The organism is Intrasporangium sp. (genome assembly GCF_035280925.1).
Classification (GTDB): Bacteria; Actinomycetota; Actinomycetes; order Actinomycetales; family Dermatophilaceae; genus Intrasporangium.
Map to the genome: position 1 here is coordinate 57,469 of NZ_DATEEY010000010.1, position 17,287 is coordinate 74,755.

General features: G+C 69.7%; 17 protein-coding genes. 13 read left to right on the forward strand and 4 right to left on the reverse strand.

Annotation, left to right across the window (positions count from 1 at the left end; all coding sequences use genetic code 11):
• Positions 1-22: 22 nt before the first annotated feature.
• The 5 genes from VJN29_RS00865 (at position 23) to VJN29_RS00885 (ending at position 5,620) form a co-directional block, all read left to right on the forward strand.
• A complete protein-coding gene (locus VJN29_RS00865; protein ID WP_324141468.1) occupies positions 23-583 on the forward strand; it encodes a YqgE/AlgH family protein in 561 nt (186 codons plus the stop codon).
• 35 nt (positions 584-618) lie between these two features.
• Positions 619-1,440, forward strand: a complete 822-nt coding sequence (locus tag VJN29_RS00870) for a glutamate racemase (RefSeq protein WP_324141469.1) — start codon at positions 619-621, stop codon at positions 1,438-1,440.
• On the forward strand, positions 1,437-1,769 hold the full coding sequence (locus VJN29_RS00875; RefSeq protein ID WP_324141470.1) for a DUF3039 domain-containing protein: 333 nt from the start codon (positions 1,437-1,439) through the stop codon (positions 1,767-1,769). The genes VJN29_RS00870 and VJN29_RS00875 overlap by 4 nt, the downstream gene beginning before the upstream one ends.
• Positions 1,770-1,857: 88 nt before the next feature.
• Positions 1,858-3,621 carry a DEAD/DEAH box helicase gene (locus tag VJN29_RS00880; RefSeq protein WP_324141471.1) on the forward strand — a complete coding sequence of 588 codons (1,764 nt, stop codon included), beginning with the start codon at positions 1,858-1,860 and terminating at the stop codon, positions 3,619-3,621.
• A gap of 148 nt (positions 3,622-3,769) precedes the next feature.
• A complete protein-coding gene (locus VJN29_RS00885; protein WP_324141472.1) occupies positions 3,770-5,620 on the forward strand; it encodes a bifunctional metallophosphatase/5'-nucleotidase in 1,851 nt (616 codons plus the stop codon).
• Positions 5,621-5,710: 90 nt separating this feature from the next.
• Here the strand turns inward: VJN29_RS00885 and VJN29_RS00890 are convergent, their stop codons facing one another.
• Positions 5,711-6,241, reverse strand: coding sequence for an Lrp/AsnC family transcriptional regulator (locus VJN29_RS00890; RefSeq protein ID WP_324141473.1), 531 nt, complete (start codon positions 6,239-6,241; stop codon positions 5,711-5,713).
• 108 nt (positions 6,242-6,349) lie between these two features.
• Between VJN29_RS00890 and hppD the strand changes: the two genes are divergently transcribed.
• Positions 6,350-7,573: a 4-hydroxyphenylpyruvate dioxygenase gene (gene hppD / locus VJN29_RS00895; RefSeq protein WP_324141474.1), complete on the forward strand. Its 1,224-nt coding sequence runs from the start codon at positions 6,350-6,352 to the stop codon at positions 7,571-7,573.
• A gap of 3 nt (positions 7,574-7,576) precedes the next feature.
• Here the strand turns inward: hppD and VJN29_RS00900 are convergent, their stop codons facing one another.
• Positions 7,577-8,002: a MarR family winged helix-turn-helix transcriptional regulator gene (locus VJN29_RS00900; RefSeq protein WP_324141475.1), complete on the reverse strand. Its 426-nt coding sequence runs from the start codon at positions 8,000-8,002 to the stop codon at positions 7,577-7,579.
• Positions 8,003-8,104: 102 nt separating this feature from the next.
• Between VJN29_RS00900 and VJN29_RS00905 the strand changes: the two genes are divergently transcribed.
• The 4 genes from VJN29_RS00905 (at position 8,105) to VJN29_RS00920 (ending at position 11,298) form a co-directional block, all read left to right on the forward strand.
• Entirely contained in the window at positions 8,105-8,263 is a 159-nt protein-coding gene (locus tag VJN29_RS00905) for a hypothetical protein (RefSeq protein ID WP_324141476.1), read from the forward strand.
• Positions 8,263-8,649, forward strand: a complete 387-nt coding sequence (locus VJN29_RS00910) for a pyridoxamine 5'-phosphate oxidase family protein (protein WP_324141477.1) — start codon at positions 8,263-8,265, stop codon at positions 8,647-8,649. The genes VJN29_RS00905 and VJN29_RS00910 overlap by 1 nt, the downstream gene beginning before the upstream one ends.
• A gap of 35 nt (positions 8,650-8,684) precedes the next feature.
• The gene (locus VJN29_RS00915) at positions 8,685-9,536 is read left to right on the forward strand and encodes an RDD family protein (protein WP_324141478.1); all 852 of its coding nucleotides are present in this window, start codon (positions 8,685-8,687) and stop codon (positions 9,534-9,536) included.
• Positions 9,537-9,702: 166 nt separating this feature from the next.
• Positions 9,703-11,298 (forward strand): DHA2 family efflux MFS transporter permease subunit, encoded by a 1,596-nt coding sequence (locus tag VJN29_RS00920; RefSeq protein WP_324141479.1) that lies wholly within the window; start codon positions 9,703-9,705, stop codon positions 11,296-11,298.
• 11 nt (positions 11,299-11,309) lie between these two features.
• Here VJN29_RS00920 and fahA read toward each other — a convergent pair whose 3' ends face one another.
• Positions 11,310-12,545, reverse strand: coding sequence for a fumarylacetoacetase (fahA, locus tag VJN29_RS00925; protein WP_324141480.1), 1,236 nt, complete (start codon positions 12,543-12,545; stop codon positions 11,310-11,312).
• Positions 12,542-13,411, reverse strand: coding sequence for a hypothetical protein (locus tag VJN29_RS00930; protein ID WP_324141481.1), 870 nt, complete (start codon positions 13,409-13,411; stop codon positions 12,542-12,544). Before VJN29_RS00930 ends, fahA begins: the two co-directional genes overlap by 4 nt.
• Positions 13,412-13,493: 82 nt before the next feature.
• Here VJN29_RS00930 and VJN29_RS00935 point away from each other — a divergent pair, with 82 nt between their 5' ends.
• From VJN29_RS00935 to VJN29_RS00945, 3 genes are all read left to right on the forward strand, one after another.
• Complete coding sequence (locus VJN29_RS00935; protein ID WP_324141482.1) at positions 13,494-14,831, forward strand: homogentisate 1,2-dioxygenase; 1,338 nt, start codon at positions 13,494-13,496, stop codon at positions 14,829-14,831.
• Positions 14,831-15,541: an IclR family transcriptional regulator gene (locus tag VJN29_RS00940; protein ID WP_324141484.1), complete on the forward strand. Its 711-nt coding sequence runs from the start codon at positions 14,831-14,833 to the stop codon at positions 15,539-15,541. The genes VJN29_RS00935 and VJN29_RS00940 overlap by 1 nt, the downstream gene beginning before the upstream one ends.
• Before the next feature lie 120 nt (positions 15,542-15,661).
• The gene (locus tag VJN29_RS00945; RefSeq protein ID WP_324141486.1) at positions 15,662-17,284 is read left to right on the forward strand and encodes a hypothetical protein; all 1,623 of its coding nucleotides are present in this window, start codon (positions 15,662-15,664) and stop codon (positions 17,282-17,284) included.
• Positions 17,285-17,287 lie beyond the last annotated feature (3 nt).

The window sequence follows — 17,287 nt, forward strand, 5'->3', positions numbered from 1 at the left end:
CCCGTGTGGAAGGCTTGCCCTCGTGAGCTCGACCTTCCACACCGGCCGCCTGCTCGTGGCCACCCCCTCCGTCGAAGGTGACGTGTTCCATCGTTCGGTGATCCTCATGCTCCATCACGACGACGCCGGCGCGCAGGGCGTGGTGCTCAACAAGCCCCTGTCGGCCGAGGTCGACTCCGTGCTGCCGGGATGGCAACGTGTCGTGACGGCCCCGCCCGTCCTGTTCCAGGGTGGGCCGGTCGCGACGTCGTCAGCCCTGGGCATCGTCACGGTGCCGGGTGACGAACCGGAGCCACTCGGGGTGAAGCGACTCTTCGGCTCGATCGGGCTCGTCGACCTGGACGTCCCGACGCCGGTGGTTGCCGCTGAGCTCGCGGGGATGCGGATCTTCGCCGGCTATGCGGGTTGGGAGGGCGGTCAGCTCGAGGGCGAGATCCGCCGCGGGGACTGGTACGTCGTGGATGCCGAGGTCCGTGACGCGTTCACCGCCGACCCGGACGGTCTCTGGCGCGCCGTTCTCCGGCGCCAGCGCGACAGCCTGGCCTTCGTCGCCAACTTCCCCGACGACCCGTCGATGAACTGAGCCCCTTCATGCCGTATGCCGCTGACCTCCCTCGCGTGGGCCCGCCAGCTCCCGCTCGGGTCGCCTTCATCGACAGCGGCATCGGCCTGCTCGGCTACGCGGACGCCCTCCAGAGCCTCCGGCCCGACCTGGAGCTCGTGCTGGCGCTCGACCCCGACCACATGCCGTACGGCCCCCGTCCGCACGAGGAGGTCAGGGAGCTCGTCCTCGCCCTCGCCCGGTCCGCCGCGACGTACCAGCCGAACGCGATCGTGGTCGCCTGCAACACCGCGTCGGTCCACGGTCTCGAGGCGCTCCGCGGGGAGTTCGAGCCGGACGTCCACATCGTCGGAACCGTCCCGGCGATCCGTCCGGCGGCCTCGACCGGCGGACCGGTGGCGATCTGGTCGACCGCTGCCACGTCGACGAGCGGCTACCTCCGCGGACTCGTCGACGCCTTCGCGTCGGACATCGAGACGCACTCGATCGCTGCGCTCGGCCTCGCCGAGGCCATCGAGCAGGCCGACCCGCGCGCGATCGACCGGACCATTGCGGCTGCGGTTGCCGCCTCTCCCGGGAACGTCAGCGCCCTCGTCCTCGGGTGCACGCACTACGGACTCGTCGGCGACCGCATCGCTGAGGCATGGAGCCGGCGAACGGGGGCCGACGTGACGATCTTCGACTCCCCGGTCGCCGTCGCACGGCAGACGTTGCGCCGCCTCGGCCTCGAGCCGGACGAGCAGGCGGCCCCGAGCGCGACGGCGCCGACCGTGCTGCTCAGCGGTCGCCCGGGCCACCTCCCGGAGCGGCTCGCGGCGTACCCCCCCGGAGCCAGGCTGCTCGGCCGGCTGGCCCCCCGGCCTACACTCACGTCATGAGCGTGATGCCTCCCGATCCCTTCGAGACCGAGCCGCAGCCCCTGCGCAGCACGGGCACGGCGACCATCGAGCGCGAGGAGGTCCGCGAGGAGCTCCAGGAGCCGGGCGACCACGAGCGATTCTCGCACTACGTTCGCAAGGAGAAGATCCTCGAGAGCGCGCTCAGCGGAGAGCCGGTGGTCGCCCTCTGCGGCAAGGTCTGGGTGCCCGGCCGCGACCCGCAGAAGTTCCCCGTGTGTCCCATCTGCAAGGAGATCTACGACGGCCTGCGCGACCCTCAGGACGGTGGCGACGGAGGTTCCGGGGGCGACTCGGGCGGCGCCCCCTGAGTCGGCCGATACCACGCGATCGAGGCCCCGCCCAGCAGGGCGGGGCCTCGGCACGTCGCCTCTCGACATCCCCTACGGTGGGGGGCCTATGAGTTCAGGGGCCGCCTTTCACCTGTCACCCGCCTTCCCGGATCGCGCCGCCTGGGGTACCGCGAGCAAGTTGCGGGCCTGGCAGCAGGAGGCCCTCGACGCGTACCTTCGGGACGACCCGCGGGACTTCCTCGCGGTGGCCACGCCAGGTGCGGGCAAGACCACCTACGCCCTTCGGGTCGCGACCGAGCTGCTCTCCCGCCGCACCGTCAACCGGATCACCGTCGTGGCGCCCACCGAGCACCTCAAGACGCAGTGGGCGGACGCCGCGGCGCGCGTCGGGATCAGCCTCGACCCCAGGTTCAGCAACTCCGTCGGCCGCCACTCCGAGGACTACCACGGCGTTGCCGTCACCTACGCCCAGGTGGCGTCGCGGCCCGCGTTGCACCGAGAGCTGACGCTGGCCCGGCCGACCCTGGTGATCCTGGACGAGATCCACCACGGCGGCGACAGCAAGAGCTGGGGTGACGGGATCCGCGAGGCGTTCGAGCCGGCGACTCGCCGACTCTCGCTGACCGGCACGCCATTTCGCTCCGACACGTCACCGATCCCGTTCGTCCGCTACGAGCTGGACCCCGAGGGCGTGCTCACCTCGTCCAGCGACTACAGCTACGGCTACGCAGAGGCGCTGCGCGACGGCGTCGTCCGTCCCGTGCTCTTCATGGCGTACGGCGGCAACATGCGCTGGCGCACCAAGGCCGGCGACGAGATCTCCGCGAGCCTCGGCAGGCCGATGACCAAGGACCAGATCGCGCAGGCCTGGCGCACCGCCCTGGACCCGAAGGGCGAGTGGATCGGCTCGGTGCTCGCGGCTGCCGACCGACGCCTCAGCGAGGTCAGGCGCGGGGTTCCCGACGCGGGCGGCCTCGTCATCGCGTCCAACCAGACGCAGGCCCGGTCGTATGCCGCTCACCTCCGCGCGCTCACCGGTGAGGCTCCCGTCGTGGTGCTGTCCGACGACGCCGGCGCCTCGAAGCGGATCGAGGAGTTCGGGGCGGGCACCTCGCGCTGGATGGTGGCGGTGCGGATGGTCTCCGAGGGAGTCGACGTGCCGCGCCTGTGCGTCGGGGTCTATGCCACCTCGACCTCGACGCCGCTGTTCTTCGCCCAGGCCGTGGGACGGTTCGTGCGAGCGCGCAGGCGAGGCGAGACGGCGTCGGTGTTCCTGCCCTCGGTGCCCGTCGTCCTCGACCACGCGGCCCGCCTCGAGGAGCAGCGAGACCATGCCCTCGATGCCCTCGACCGCCGTCCCTCGGACGCGGACGACATCGCGGCGATGTGGGCGGAGGAGCAGTCCCTGATCGACGAGGCCAACCGTGAGGCCAAGGCGGTCGGCGCCGACGAGGGCTCGTTCGAGGCGCTCGAGTCGGACGCGCACTTCGACCACGTGCTCTTCGACAAGCAGCAGTGGGGAACGCACGCCCAGATCGGGTCCGAGGAGGAGGAGGACTACCTCGGCCTGCCCGGCCTCCTCGAGCCGGACCAAGTGGCCGCCCTGCTCCACGAGCGGCAACGCAACCAGGTGAGGAAGTCACCGAAGGCGGGCGCTGCGCCCGTCGCCCAGCACCGGGCGCTGGCCGCGCAGCGCAAGGAGCTGAACAAGCTCGTCTCCGCCTACGCGAGGCAGAAAGGCCATCAGCACGCCACCGTCCACCTGGACCTGCGGCGAGCGTGCGGCGGGCCCGACCTCGCCGCTGCCTCCAGTGAGCAGGTCGCTGAGCGGATCGAGCGGATCCGCAACTGGCTCGTCGGTCGGCGCTGATGCAGCAGCCGATGGTGCCGAGCGGTCCTCGGCAATGTCGTCACCATCTGCCAAGGCGTATTCACCTGTCGGTTCGGACACCCGGCTAGGGTCGATGCGCCCTCCACCTTCCAAGCCGGTGGGGGCGACGATCTCCTAGGGGAAGCTGATGACGAAAGACCTCCTCGGGTCCGAGACGACCCGGCGGCAACTGCTCACCATGGCCGCAGTGGGTGGGGCGGGCCTGTTCACCTTGGCCGGCGCGCCCACCTCTGCAGCAGCGGGCAGCGGTGGTGGCAGCAACGGCAGGCCGCTTCGGCTGACCGTGCTCGGCACGACCGACCTGCACGGCAACGTCTACAACTGGGACTACTTCAAGGACGCCACCTACCAGGACTCGGCCGGCAACCACGTCGGTCTCGCGAAGGCGGCCACGCTCATCAAGGCGGTCCGGGCCGAACGCGGCGCGGAGACCTGCATCACCCTCGACGCCGGCGACACGATCCAGGGCACCCCCCTCGCGTACTACTACGCGAAGATCGATCCGATCACCGAAGGCTCGAAGCACCCCATGGCCCAGTCGATGAACCTCGTCGGCTACGACGCCGCCGCCCTCGGCAACCACGAGTACAACTACGGCCTCGACCTGCTGCGCACCTGGGAGGACCAGCTCAACTTCCCGCTGCTGTCGGCGAACTCGGTGGACTGGGACACGGGCCAGCCGGTCTTCCGGCCGTACGTCATCAAGACCGTCAAGGTGCCGGGCTCAAAGCCCGTCCGGGTCGGCATCCTCGGCCTGGTCACGCCCGGCGTGGCGATCTGGGACAAGGCCAACGTCGAGGGCAGGGTCAGGTTCCCGGGCATCGTCGAGCAGGCGGCGCTCTTCGTCCCCAGGCTCAAGGCTGCTGGCGCCGATGTCGTCATCGTCTCGGTCCACTCCGGAGCAGACACGTCGTCGTCCTACGGTGACGCGCTGCCGTATCCGGAGAACGCCGCCTCGCTCATGGCGGAGCAGGTGCCCGGGATCGACGCGGTGCTCGTCGGGCACGCGCACAAGGAGATCCCCCAGCGGTTCGTCACGAACCAGCAGACGGGCAAGCAGGTGCTGCTCTCGGAGCCGCTCTACTGGGGCATGCGCGTCACCGTCATGGATCTGGACCTCGTCAAGGTCCGGGGGCAGTGGCAGGTCGCCTCCTCCGGAGCGACCACCCTCAACTCCAACACCGCACCGGAGGACCCGGAGATCGCTGCGCTGCTGCGCGACTCGCACGAGAGGGTGCGCGACTACGTCAACAGCGTGGTCGGCGAGTGCCTCTCGCCGATGTCCGCTGCGACGTCCCGCTACGAGGACACCGCGGCCATGGACTTCATCAACCACGTGCAGGCCGACGCGGTGAAACAGGCGCTCGCGGGAACGCCGCAGGAGGGCCTGCCCGTTCTGTCGATCGCCGCGCCGTTCAACAAGAACGCCGCCATTCCGGCCGGCGACGTCACCGTCCGCGACGTCGCGGGTCTCTACATCTACGACAACACGCTGCTCGCCATCGTCCTGACCGGCGCCCAGGTCAAGGACTACCTCGAGTACTCCTCGAGGTACTTCAAGAAGGTCAGCGGCACGGGGCCCTTCGCGCCTGATGACCTGACGAACGCCGTGACCGACACCGCCCCGAACGGCACACCGGACTACAACTACGACATCATGGGCGGTCTCGATGCCGCGCTGACCTACGACATCGACGTCGCCCAGGACCCCGGTCAGCGGATCCTCAACCTGTCGTACGACGGCGCTGCCATCGACATGAGCGGCGAGTTCGTCATCGCCATCAACAACTACCGGCAGTCCGGCGGCGGCAACTTCCCGCATGTCACGTCCGCTCCCGTCGTCTACAACCGCCAGATCGAGATCCGCCAGATGCTCATCGACTGGGTCAGCGCCCAGGGCGTCATCGACCCGTCGACCTTCTCCGCGATCGACTGGAGGCTCGTCTCGGCCGGGACGCCGCTGACGATCACCCCCTGACCGGCCCGACCACTCCGAAACACACCCGCTCACCGGGCGGTGGCTCCGGCTGCAGCCGGGGTGACCACGTGGTGAGCGGGTGTCTTGCGGTCAGGGCGGGGACTGCTGGTCAAGGAGGTGCTCGACGAGCGGGACCATCCGGTGGTCGAGGCGGGTCGCCAGGGAGATCACGGTCGAGGCCCGGGTCACGTGCGTGTCGTCGACGACCTGGTCGATGACCCGCTGGAGGTCGGCGTTGTCCCTCCCGACGATCCGGATGAGCACATCCCCGGACCCGGTGATGGTGTGTGCCTCGAGCACCTCGGGGATCGCGGCGAGATGGTCGACGACGGGGGAGTGGCCACCGCGACCCTGGCGGATCTCGAGTGTGCAGAACGCCGTCACGGGATAGCCGAGGGCGGCCGGGTCGACGTCCGGGGCCATCGAGCGAAGGATGCCTCGGGCCTGGAGCCGGTCGATCCGCGCCTGCACCGTGCCCCGGGCCACGCCCAGGCGCCGCGACGCCCCGAGGACGCCGACGCCCGGTTCGTGGAGGAGCAGGAGCAGGATGCGGCAGTCGAGCGCATCGACGGGACCGCGCGTGGTGGTTGGCTGGGACGGCGGGGACGGCTGGGAGGTCATGGACAGAGTGTCCTGTGCTCAGCGGCATACGGCCAGCATTTTGTGCATGCTGCCCACTTTCAACGGATTCTGTTGACCACTCGGCCCGGCTTTGCGAATCTCCGGCTCATGACCACTGACGTGCAGGTTGACCTGACCGACCAGGAGCGCGAGGCCGATCTCGACCTCGACCAGCTCAAGCAGCTCGTCGGGCTCGTGGAGTACGACGAGACCAAGGACGTCTTCCCCGTCACCGGGTGGGACGCCATCGTGTTCGTCGTCGGGAACGCCACCCAGACGGCGCACTACTACCAGAGCGCCTGGGGGATGGAGCTCGTCGGCTACTCCGGCCCCGAGAACGGCAACCGTGACCACAAGGCCTTCGTCCTCAAGTCCGGCTCGATCCGCTTCGTCGTCAAGGGCGCGGTGAGCCCGGACAGCCCGCTCGTCGCGCACCACGCCACGCATGGGGACGGCGTCGTGGACATCTCCCTCGAGGTCCCCGACGTCGACCGGTGCATCGCCCAGGCGAGGAAGGCCGGCGCCACGGTGCTCGAGGAGCCCCGCGACCTCACCGACGAGCACGGCACGGTCCGCGTCGCGGCGATCGCCACCTACGGCGAGACCCGCCACACCCTCGTCCAGCGGAAGGTCGGGGGCGCGGTCTACGGGGGTCCCTATCTGCCCGGGTACGTTCCCGCCCAGTCCACGTTCGTCAAGCGGGAGGGTGCACCGAAGCGGCTCTTCCAGGCTCTCGACCACATCGTCGGCAACGTCGAGCTGGGCAGGATGGACGAGTGGGTCGGCTTCTACAACAAGGTCATGGGCTTCGTGAACATGGCCGAGTTCATCGGTGACGACATCGCCACGGACTACTCGGCGCTCATGTCCAAGGTCGTCGCCAACGGCAACCACCGGGTGAAGTTCCCGCTCAACGAGCCCGCGATCGCCAAGCGCAAGAGCCAGATCGACGAGTACCTCGAGTTCTACCGCGGTCCCGGCGCCCAGCACCTCGCGCTCGCCACGAACGACATCCTCACCACGGTTGATGCGTTGCGCGCCGAGGGTGTCGAGTTCCTCGACACGCCGGACGCGTACTACGACGACCCCGAGCTGCGGGCACGCATCGGCGAGGTCCGCGTCCCCATCGAGGCGCTGAAGAAGCGCAAGATCCTCGTCGACCGCGACGAGGACGGCTACCTCCTGCAGATCTTCACCAAGCCGCTCGGCGACCGCCCCACGGTGTTCTTCGAGGTCATCGAGCGACACGGGTCGCTGGGCTTCGGCAAGGGCAACTTCAAGGCGCTCTTCGAGTCGATCGAGCGCGAGCAGGACCGGCGCGGCAACCTGTAGCCGTCAGTCGGAAAGCAGCGCGTCCAGCAGTGCAGCGAGCTGGGCGCGCTGCTGCTTGTTCAGCTTCGCCATGACGGTGGAACCGCGGCCGACGACCTCCGCGAGCTGCTCCCGCTGGCGCTCCCCGGCGGGCGTGAGCCGGAGGAGCTTGACGCGTCGGTCCGCGCCGGCGACACGCTCGACGGCTCCCGCGCGCTCCAGCCGGTCGGCGATCCCCGTGATGTTGGAGCGGTCGCACTGGAGGTGGTCCGCGAGGTCGCTCATCGGGCGCGGTGCGTGCAGGAACAGGAGCGCCCGCGCCTGCTGTCCGGTCAGTCCCAGCCCGGCGGCCACGGCCTCGAAGTCGGTCCTGGCCCGGTCCACGACCTGAAAGAGCCGGCCCGAGAGCGCGGCCGCCTCGGCCGCCCTGCGGGAGCCCAGGCTCGTCATGCAGGAAGCATAGTGGAGCAGATTAATGGTTGACAACATCAACTGAGCGCGTGATGGTTGTTCAATACTGCTTGATCATCTCAACCATCCAGGAGGCGAATCATGGCCACCATCACAGCGGGAGGCACCGCCACCGTTGGCGCCGGGACCGTCGCCGCCAGGACCGTCGTGCCGGTCCTGCTCGGGTCCGGCCTGCTCGTCGCCACGGGAGTCACCTGGTTCATCCTGCTCCGGCGGACCACCACTGGCGGACGGCCCTGATGGCAGCGCCGACCCCCGAGCAGCTGGCCTTCCTCACCGACCCACCACCGCTGGCGCTCGGGCGCATCGCCACCGTGGACCCGAAGGGCATGCCGCATGTCGTCCCGACGGGCTGGTCATGGGACGTCGCCGCCGGCGAGCTCGTGCTCGGGGGGCACGACGTGCCGGCCACGCGACGTGCCCGGCACGTGCGCGCCACCCGAGTCGCCGCGGTCACCATCGACGGGGTCGACACGACCCGGGGGTGGGCGCCGTGGGCGGTCATCATCCGCGGTCACGCCCGGGTGGATGAGCACGCCGCGACCATCAGGGTGACCCCGACCGAGATCATGTCGTGGGGCCTGGACGGCCTCCCGCGTGAGCGCGGTGGATCCCGGCGTCGATGAACGGCGAGGGCGCTGCTTCATGGCAGAGTTGGAGCATGAGCCAGCAGCCCTCAGGGTGGTACGACGACCCCAGCAATCCCGACCTGCTCCGCTACTGGGATGGGGTGACCTGGACGAGCCACACCGCACCCAGGAAGTCGCCGACGGCATCGCAGTCCACCATCAGCCAGCCGCAGCAGCAGCCTCCGACGGCTCCGCTGCCCCAAGGGGGCGCATGGCAGGTCCCCAGCGGCGGGCAGCAGGGCCGCGAGAGCCAGCCGTACCAACAGCACCCGGAACACCAGAGCCAGCAGTACCAGCAGCACCCCGGCTACCCGGGGGCGGGTCAGTACCCAGGCGCCCCACAGGCGCAGCAGTGGGCGCAAGGTCCGGTCACCGCAGACGGTGTCCCCCTTGCATCGTGGGGCAAGCGGGTGGTTGCCTACCTGCTCGACGGCATCATCCTCAGCGTCATCCTCGCATTCCTGACGCCCATCTTCGTGCCCGAGTTCGCCGACGTGGTCGATGAGTTCAGCACCGGCATCGAGGCTGGTGACCAAGCCGCGATAAACGACTTCGCGTCGTCCATCGCGGGCGTGTCGATCAAGATGGGCCTGCTGTCGTGGCTGGTCGCGTCGGTCTATGCCATCGCCTTCTGGGTCACCCTGGCCCAGACGCCGGGCAAGATGGCGCTTCGGATCAGCGTGCGCCACGCCGACCGACCCGGTCCGATCGACCTGCCCACGGCGATCAAGCGTCGCGTCATCCCTCTGGTCGGCACCTTCATCGGGTTGCTCAACCTCGTCGATCTCCTGTGGCCGCTGTGGGACGGGCGCCGCCAGGCCCTGCACGACAAGGTGGCCAACACCCTGGTCACGCAGGGGAAGCAGCCGCGCCGCCCGATGTGACCCGCGGCTGACCGCGGCTGACCGCGTCTCCCAATAAGCCTTTGGGATGGGGAGCGGTGTCGTAGCACAATGGCATGCGCGCGAATCTGCGCTGCTGCGGCAACGACGCCGACGGCCAGCTCGGCCAACTCTCCACTGCCAAGCATCTCCACGACCAGGGGGACACGTGTCCGCACCCGCCTCGACGACCAGCCAACCCGGGGGAACGGAGCAGTACCCGGACAAGATCGACGCCGCCGTCCTCAAGATGGCGGGCGTCGTCGTCCTCGGCTCGATCATGTCGATCCTCGACATCACCGTCGTCAACGTCGCCCTGCCGACGTTCGTCGAGGTGTTCTCGACCGACCCGGCCAACCCGCTTCCGTACTCGACCGTCGCGTGGACGATCACGGCGTACACGCTCGCGCTCGCGACCGTCATCCCGCTGACCGGCTGGGCCGCGGACCGCTTCGGCACGAAGCGGGTCTACATGCTCGCTCTCGCGCTCTTCACGGCGGGCTCGGTCCTCTGCGCTACGGCCGACTCGATCGGCATGCTCATCTTCTTCCGGGTCCTGCAAGGGCTCGGTGGCGGACTCCTCATGCCCGTTGGCATGACCATCCTGACGAGGGCTGCCGGCCCCGCGCGCATGGGCCGGCTCATGGCGATCCTCGGCGTCCCCATGCTCCTCGGCCCGATCTTCGGCCCGATCCTCGGCGGTTGGCTCATCGACCACTACTCGTGGCACTGGATCTTCCTGATCAACCTGCCCCTCGGCATCGCCGCGATCGCCTACGCCTGGCTCGCCCTGCCGAAGGACCGGCCGGAGCCGTCTGAGTCGTTCGACGTCATCGGCATGCTCCTCATGTCACCCGGTCTCGCGCTCTTCCTCTACGGGATCAGCTCCATCCCGGGGGAGGGCACCTTCTTCTCGCTCAAGGTCGGCGTGCCCGCGACCATCGGCGTGCTCATGATGCTCGCCTTCGTCCTCTACAGCTTCCGGCCGAAGCACCCGCTGCTGGACCTGCGCCTCTTCGTCAACCGGAACTTCACGGTCGCGACGATCACGATGTTCCTCTTCGCGGCCTCCTTCTTCGGCGCGCTCTTCCTCGTGCCGACGTACTTCCAGCTCGTCCGGGGCGAGTCCCCGGTCGACTCCGGCTGGCTGGTCGCGGCACAAGGCGTCGGTGCCATGGTCACGATGCCCATCGCCGGCGCGCTCGCGGACCGGTTCCCCGTGGGCCGCATCGTCCCCGTCGGCCTGCTGCTCATCGCGGGCGGCATGTTCGCACTCACCCAGGTCACCGCTGACACGCCGTACTGGGGCTACCTGATCCCGGTCCTGTTCATCATGGGTCTCGGCATGGGTGCGACGATGATGCCGCTCATGACGTCGGCGCTCCGGACCTTGAGGTCGCACCAGGTCGCCCGCGGCTCGACGCTGCTCAACATCACCCAGCAGGTCGCCAGCTCCATCGGCATCGCCGTCATCTCGGTGGTCTTCACGAACCTGCTCGCCGCCAAGCCGCTCGCGGCACCGGCCATCGCCACGTGGCGCGACCCGTCCATCGCCGGGCAGATCGGTGGTCCGGCCGGCGTGGCAGAGGGGCTCGAGCAGGCCGCTGAGGCCTTCGCCCAGACCTTCCTCGTGGGTGCGGTCCTCGTCAGCCTGACGCTCATTCCTGCGCTGTTCCTGCCACGCCGGCGGGAGGTGTCACACCTGCTCGATGACGTGGAGGGCGACGGGCCGGACCAGAGCGTGGCCCCGGTCGTCCTGCACTGACCCACCGGTCGTCAGGGGCTGGGGCGAATCGTCCCCGAGACCTCGCCCAGCCCGATCCGGGTGCCGTCCGGTCCGGGGGCCCAGGCGCTGATCGTCACGGTGTCGCCGTCCTCGAGGAAGCCGCGGGTCGAGCCGTCCCCGAGGGTGAGCGGCTCCGTGCCGTTCCAGGTGAGCTCGAGCAGGCTGCCGCGCGTGCCCTTCTCCGGGCCGCTTACGGTGCCGGACCCGAAGAGGTCACCGTTGCGCAGCGATGCGCCGTTGACGGTGAGGTGCGCGAGCATCTGGACGGGTGACCAGTACATGCCCGCGTACTCAGGTCGGGAGACGACGGTGTCGTTGAGGGCGACCTCGAGGTGGATGTCGAGCCCGAACGCAGGCCCCTCGAGATAGGGCAGGACGGCCGGCTCCTCCTGCCCCGGAAGGGCCAGCCGGGCCTGCGCCAACGCGTCGAGAGGCGTCACCCACGCCGAGATCGACGTCGCGAAGGACTTGCCGAGGAAGGGGCCCAGCGGGACGTACTCCCACGCCTGGATGTCTCGAGCACTCCAGTCGTTGAGGATGACGACGCCGAAGAGGTGGTCGGCCGCCTCGTCGACGGAGACCGGCGTCCCGACCTCGGTGGCTCCGCCGACGACGTAGCCCAGCTCGGCCTCGATGTCGAGGCGGATGCTCGGGCCGAAGAGCGGGGCGGGATCGCTCGGTGCCTTGCGCTGACCGCTGGGGCGCACGACGTCGGTCCCCGAGACGACGACCGTGCCCGACCGGCCGTGGTAGCCGATGGGCAGGTGCTTCCAGTTCGGCGGCAGCGCGGCATTGTCCGGCCGGAAGATCTTGCCGACGTTGGACGCATGGTCCTCGCTGGCGTAGAAGTCGACGTAGTCCGCCACCTCGATCGGCAGGTGCATCGTGACGGTGTCGAGGCGGTGCAGGTGGGGCTCCACCCGGGAGCGGTGGACGTCGTCGGCGAGGATCTCGGTCAACCACGCGCGTGCGATGGTCCACGCCGGGCGGCCCAACGCGAGGAACGCGTTGAGGCTCGGCGCCTGCCAGGCGGTCGCCAGATCAGGACCGGCCCCCACCCGACCGGCATCGCGACCGATCGCTGCCACGGCGCCCGCGTCGAGGACGACGTCGCCGATCCTGACGCCAACGCGCCTCGTGGCGTCGCTGCTCGTGGAGAACACCCCGTAGGGCAGGTTGTCGATGCCGAAGGGGTGGTCGGCCGGGACGTCAAGCCAGGTGGTCACGCACTGGTCCTTTCGGGAAGGAGGCCCAGGGCCTCGAGCTCGGTCAGGGGATCGAGGACGCCGCAACAGCCGAAGCCGGTGAAGGACGACCGAAGCCGCTCGATGTCCTCGGCCTCGAGGGCGGTCAGCCGCTCGACGAGGTGCTCGACGTCGGTGACCCCGAGAGTGCGCGCCAGATGAGCAGTCCCCGCCCCCTCGAGCGCATCGTGGGTGGCGACCAGGACGTTGAGCAGGCCGTGCATGGGCTCCCCGCGATCGTCGCCTCGCACGACGTGGTGCAGGCCGCCGGTGAGCTTGAAGGCCACACGCCGCGCGACCGTCGCGCGGACGAAGCCAGCCAGCGCCGCCTCGTCCGGCCACGGCCAGGTCGGCGTCTGGCCGGTGCGGAACTTGGCTCGGACGCCGGCCTCCTGGGTCCCTGTGCCGGCGATCTCGTCCAGCGCGTGCGCCTGGGCCGCCCCGCTTGCGACCTCGACCACGACGGGCAGCCCCAGCCCGAGCACCTGCCGCCAGGCAGGCGACCAGCCGACCTCGACACTCGCCACGTGTACGGCGGGCTCGTCCCTCAGCAGGTGGACCGCATCGGTCAGTGGCTCGAGCGACCCGCCGGGGCGCACGACGAGACCGACCTGCAGCGGAGAGCCCGACGCCCGAGGGTCACGAGCGGCAAGGATGGCGACCTCAGCCGCCGCGGTGGCCGGCACGAGCAGCGGACCGAGCTGAGCGGCATACGGCCCATGGTGGAGATCCACGTGCTCGCGGACGGCCACGTCCGTGGGCGCCAGCCCCGGCGGGAAGACGGCCGCGTCGTCGACGAGGTGCTCGAAGATCCGGGCGTGGTGGGGAAAGCCGGTCGACCTTGACATGTCCCGGAGGGTACTCCAGTGTGTCTTTAGGGAGACACCAACGTCCGGAAAACGGACGCGAGCCTTGGACCGAGGAGTAGACATGGCCTACTACCGGGCAACCGGGAACATCCCGCCGAAGCGGCACACGCAGCACCGCCGTGAGGGAGGAGAGCTCTACTACGAGGAGCTCATGGGCGAGGAGGGCTTCTCCTCCGACTCGTCTCTGCTCTACCACCGCAACATCCCGTCCACCGTCTCGGCGTCGCGGGTCTGGGACGTGCGGGACCAGTCGACGACACCGAACCATCCCTTGACGCCGCGGCACCTCAAGCTGCACGACCTGTTCGACGACGCGGCCGTGCCGGAGACCGACGTCGTCACCGGCCGACGGCTCGTCCTCGGCAACGGTGACGTGCGGATCTCCTACGCCGTCGCCGCCCGGCCCAGCCCGTGGTACCGCAACGCCATGGGCGACGAGTGCGTCTACGTCGAGCGGGGTGCTGCGCACGTCGAGACCGTGTTCGGCGCCTTCGATGTCGCCGAGGGCGACTACGTCATCATCCCGCGCGCGACCACGCACCGGTGGCTCCCGGTCGAGGATGACGCCAACCCGCTCCGGGCCTACTGCATCGAGGCCAACAGCCACATCTCCCCGCCCAAGCGCTACCTCAGCCGGTATGGGCAGCTTCTCGAGCACGCCCCGTACTGCGAGCGAGACCTGCGCGGGCCCGCCGGACCCCTGCTGGCAGAGGACGTCGGCGCGAGCGCGGACGAGGAGACCGAGGTCTACCTCAAGCACCGCGGGCGAGGGGCCGGTCCCGGCAACAGTGTCGTGGGGTCGATACATGCGTTGCCCTTCCACCCGCTCGACGTCGTCGGCTGGGACGGATGCCTCTACCCCTATGTCTTCAACGTCCGCGACTTCGAACCCATCACCGGCCGCGTGCACCAGCCGCCGCCCGTGCACCAGGTCTTCGAGGGCATGGGCTTCGTCGTCTGCAACTTCGTGCCGCGCAAGGTCGACTACCACCCGCTCTCGATCCCGGTGCCGTACTACCACTCCAACGTCGACAGCGACGAGATCATGTTCTACGTCGACGGCGACTACGAGGCCCGGAAGGGCTCCGGCATCAGTCGAGGCTCGATCTCGGTCCACCCGGGCGGGCACGCGCACGGACCCCAGCCGGGCGCGACCGAGGGGTCGATCGGCGTGGACTACTTCGACGAGCTGGCCGTCATGGTGGACACCTTCCGGCCGCTCGAGCTCGGTGAGGCCGGCCTCGCAGCGGACGATGGCGCGTATGCGCTCTCCTGGTCCCGGGGCGTCGGGAGGCAGGCAGGCGGTCAGGGGGCGGGTCAGCCCGGGGCCGGTCAACCCGGGGCCGGTCAGCAGGCTGCCGGTCAACAGGGCAGCGACGGAGTCCACACGGAGGGGTGATGGCCGAACCCCTCAACGGATCTGGTGCCGCCCTTCGTGCCTCCCCACGGCGCGCTCGGGAGAGCTCCAAGACGCTGGACCGCGGGATCCAGCTGCTCGAGCTGCTGGCCCGTCCGAACCGTGCCAGCGGCCTGACGATCACCGAGCTGGCCGCGCAGCTCGAGGTCGGCCGCCCCGTCGTCTATCGGCTCGTCACGGCCCTCGAGGCCCACCATCTCGTCACCAGGCGGCCCGATGGGCGCGTGCGCCTCGGCCTCGGCGTCAGCCGCCTCGCCGCCGCGGTCACCCCCCTCGTCCGGACCGAGACCCGCCCCATCCTTCAGGAGCTGGCCGACGCAGTGGGGGCGACCGCCCATCTGACCGTGTCCGAGGGTGACGAAGGGCTGGCCCTCGTCGTCGTCGAACCGACATGGACCGACTTCCACGTGGCCTACCGATCCGGCGCCCGGCACCCCCTCGACAGGGGCGCCGGCGGCCGAGCCATCCTCGGCGCCCGGGCCGGATCCGCGGACCTCGTCGTCAGCGTCGGTGAGATCCAGGCGGGGGCCCACGGGCTCGCCGTTCCCGTCCTGCCAGCGACCGAGGCGGGTCAGCCGGACCGGGTCGTCGAGGCCTCCGTCGGTGTGGTCGCGCTCGAGCCGATCGACCCCGCAGTGGCAGGGCCACGGCTCGAGCGAGCCGCCCGGGCGCTCGCCGCCGTGCTGCGCTGACTCTTGGGTGGCACGGGGCTGCCGCGTTCCCCGGACAACAGATATGACCTTCCTTACACTGGGCTGTTGAGGATCAGGGGCCCTACTGGGCGGCCCTGAGATGATGGCAAGGGGACCGCCATGGCAGATCGTTCCCGGGAACGGGCTGCGGATGAGAGCGCCGTGACGCCTTATCACGCGCTGCTCAGTCTGCACATCCACGCCCGCTCCGTTGACGTCGAGAGGATGCCCGGGTATCGGCCCGTCTCCCTGCCCGAGGCCCTGGTGGTCGTCGCCATGGCCAGCACCGATGAGATACCGCACTCCGCTCGGCTTGCGGTGCTCTACGAGCTGGCGAAGGCGGACTATCCCGAGCGCGGTGACAACGACGACGCGTACCTCAGGCTGGCCGACTCCGTCGCGCCGGACCGCCGGTCGCTGGAGGCCCGCGCCCTGCTGGAGAGGGTGAAGCAACTCGCAGATGCGGGAGAGGGCGTCGCCCCTGCCCTGCGATCGGCCGGGCTCCTCGGCCGGGAGGCCGCCTTCATCAGCGAGAGTGTCTGTGAAACCAAGGAGGTGCGGATCGGCGGCCTGTCGGCGACGTGGATCTACTCCGAGTTCGAGACCGATGCCGACTTCGGGGATCTGGCCAGGTGGCTCGACCCTCGCCAATGGGACGACTGGGGCCCGCTCTTCTTCAAGGAGATGAGTCTCGTCGAGACCTCCGAGCCGATCCCCTTGGGCCGCCCGGGTGACCCGCACTGGCATGGCCTGTTCCGTGAAGTGGTGCAGCTGCCGCTCCGGCAGATCACGACGCTGCTGCACTGCAACTACTGGCAGGACGGGGATCGCGCTGCGGGGATGACCTACGACCTCTCGCTCAGCCTGGACAACCAGCTCGACGTGGACCGAGGCTTCATCCTGGCCAACAAGCTGGACGACGACCTCTGCAGTGTGAGAGTCCTCAAGATCGTCAGCTTCACGAACTTCCTCTGGGACCAGGTCGCCGAGTGGGTCTGCCCGTTCTGGACCGACTGGGTGCGCGCCGCTGTCCAGGGAGGGGACAAGGGCGACCCCAAGGAGGGCGGACCCGCGACTCTGCCGGGCCTCCCGATGTTGACCGAGAGCCTCAGGCAGTGCATTGACGACTTCTCCGAATCCGCCGAAGCCTACGTCGAGTTCATCGAGGACGTGACCTCCCGGGTGAGCTCTCGTGAGTACACGACCTCTGACCTGCTCGAGGACGGACGGCTCTACTGGTCACAGCTGGCCCAGGACTGGTCGCGGGCATGGCTTCACGGCTTCCAGGCGCTTGATGCCTTCGGGCGCGAGGGCCTCCGGTCGACCTCCGGGCCGGCTGGGAACCGCCCCGACGATGGATCCGGCGAGAACCGCGCCCGGCGAGCAGCCGCCACCGGCGCCGCAGGTGCATCGGCAGCGACCGGTGCGGCTGGGGGCCTGGGAGCAGCCGCACCCGTGGCCCGGGAGGGGCTGGACAGCACGCTCGTTCGCGTTCCCGGTCTTGCGGCAGGGGCTCGCCCGACGGCGTCCGACTTCGTGTCGATCGAGGCGGGAGGAGCGAGGATCCCAGCGAGTAGCCTCGTGCTGAATGTCGAGTCGTTGGGCGGCAACGAGTACGGAGTACGCCTCAGGTCCGCCGAGGCGTCCGCTTCAGCCGGTCTCTACATCGGCCAGCTGGCGATCACCGGCGGGCCACAGGGAATCCCCGCGCAGCTCTATGTCTCCGGGGCTGTCGGTGCGTGACCG

Bases quoted from the DNA above. Each gene is read 5' to 3' on its own strand.
- VJN29_RS00910 (WP_324141477.1), top strand. From the start codon at position 8,263: ATGGCAGCGCCGACCCCCGAGCAGCTGGCCTTCCTCACCGACCCACCA.
- VJN29_RS00890 (WP_324141473.1), bottom strand. From the start codon at position 6,241: ATGACCTCCCAGCCGTCCCCGCCGTCCCAGCCAACCACCACGCGCGGT.
- VJN29_RS00940 (WP_324141484.1), top strand. From the start codon at position 14,831: ATGGCCGAACCCCTCAACGGATCTGGTGCCGCCCTTCGTGCCTCCCCA.
- VJN29_RS00935 (WP_324141482.1), top strand. From the start codon at position 13,494: ATGGCCTACTACCGGGCAACCGGGAACATCCCGCCGAAGCGGCACACG.
- VJN29_RS00875 (WP_324141470.1), top strand. From the start codon at position 1,437: ATGAGCGTGATGCCTCCCGATCCCTTCGAGACCGAGCCGCAGCCCCTG.
- VJN29_RS00945 (WP_324141486.1), top strand. From the start codon at position 15,662: ATGGCAGATCGTTCCCGGGAACGGGCTGCGGATGAGAGCGCCGTGACG.
- VJN29_RS00880 (WP_324141471.1), top strand. From the start codon at position 1,858: ATGAGTTCAGGGGCCGCCTTTCACCTGTCACCCGCCTTCCCGGATCGC.
- VJN29_RS00885 (WP_324141472.1), top strand. From the start codon at position 3,770: ATGACGAAAGACCTCCTCGGGTCCGAGACGACCCGGCGGCAACTGCTC.
- VJN29_RS00905 (WP_324141476.1), top strand. From the start codon at position 8,105: ATGGCCACCATCACAGCGGGAGGCACCGCCACCGTTGGCGCCGGGACC.
- hppD (WP_324141474.1), top strand. From the start codon at position 6,350: ATGACCACTGACGTGCAGGTTGACCTGACCGACCAGGAGCGCGAGGCC.
- VJN29_RS00915 (WP_324141478.1), top strand. From the start codon at position 8,685: ATGAGCCAGCAGCCCTCAGGGTGGTACGACGACCCCAGCAATCCCGAC.
- VJN29_RS00900 (WP_324141475.1), bottom strand. From the start codon at position 8,002: ATGACGAGCCTGGGCTCCCGCAGGGCGGCCGAGGCGGCCGCGCTCTCG.
- VJN29_RS00930 (WP_324141481.1), bottom strand. From the start codon at position 13,411: ATGTCAAGGTCGACCGGCTTTCCCCACCACGCCCGGATCTTCGAGCAC.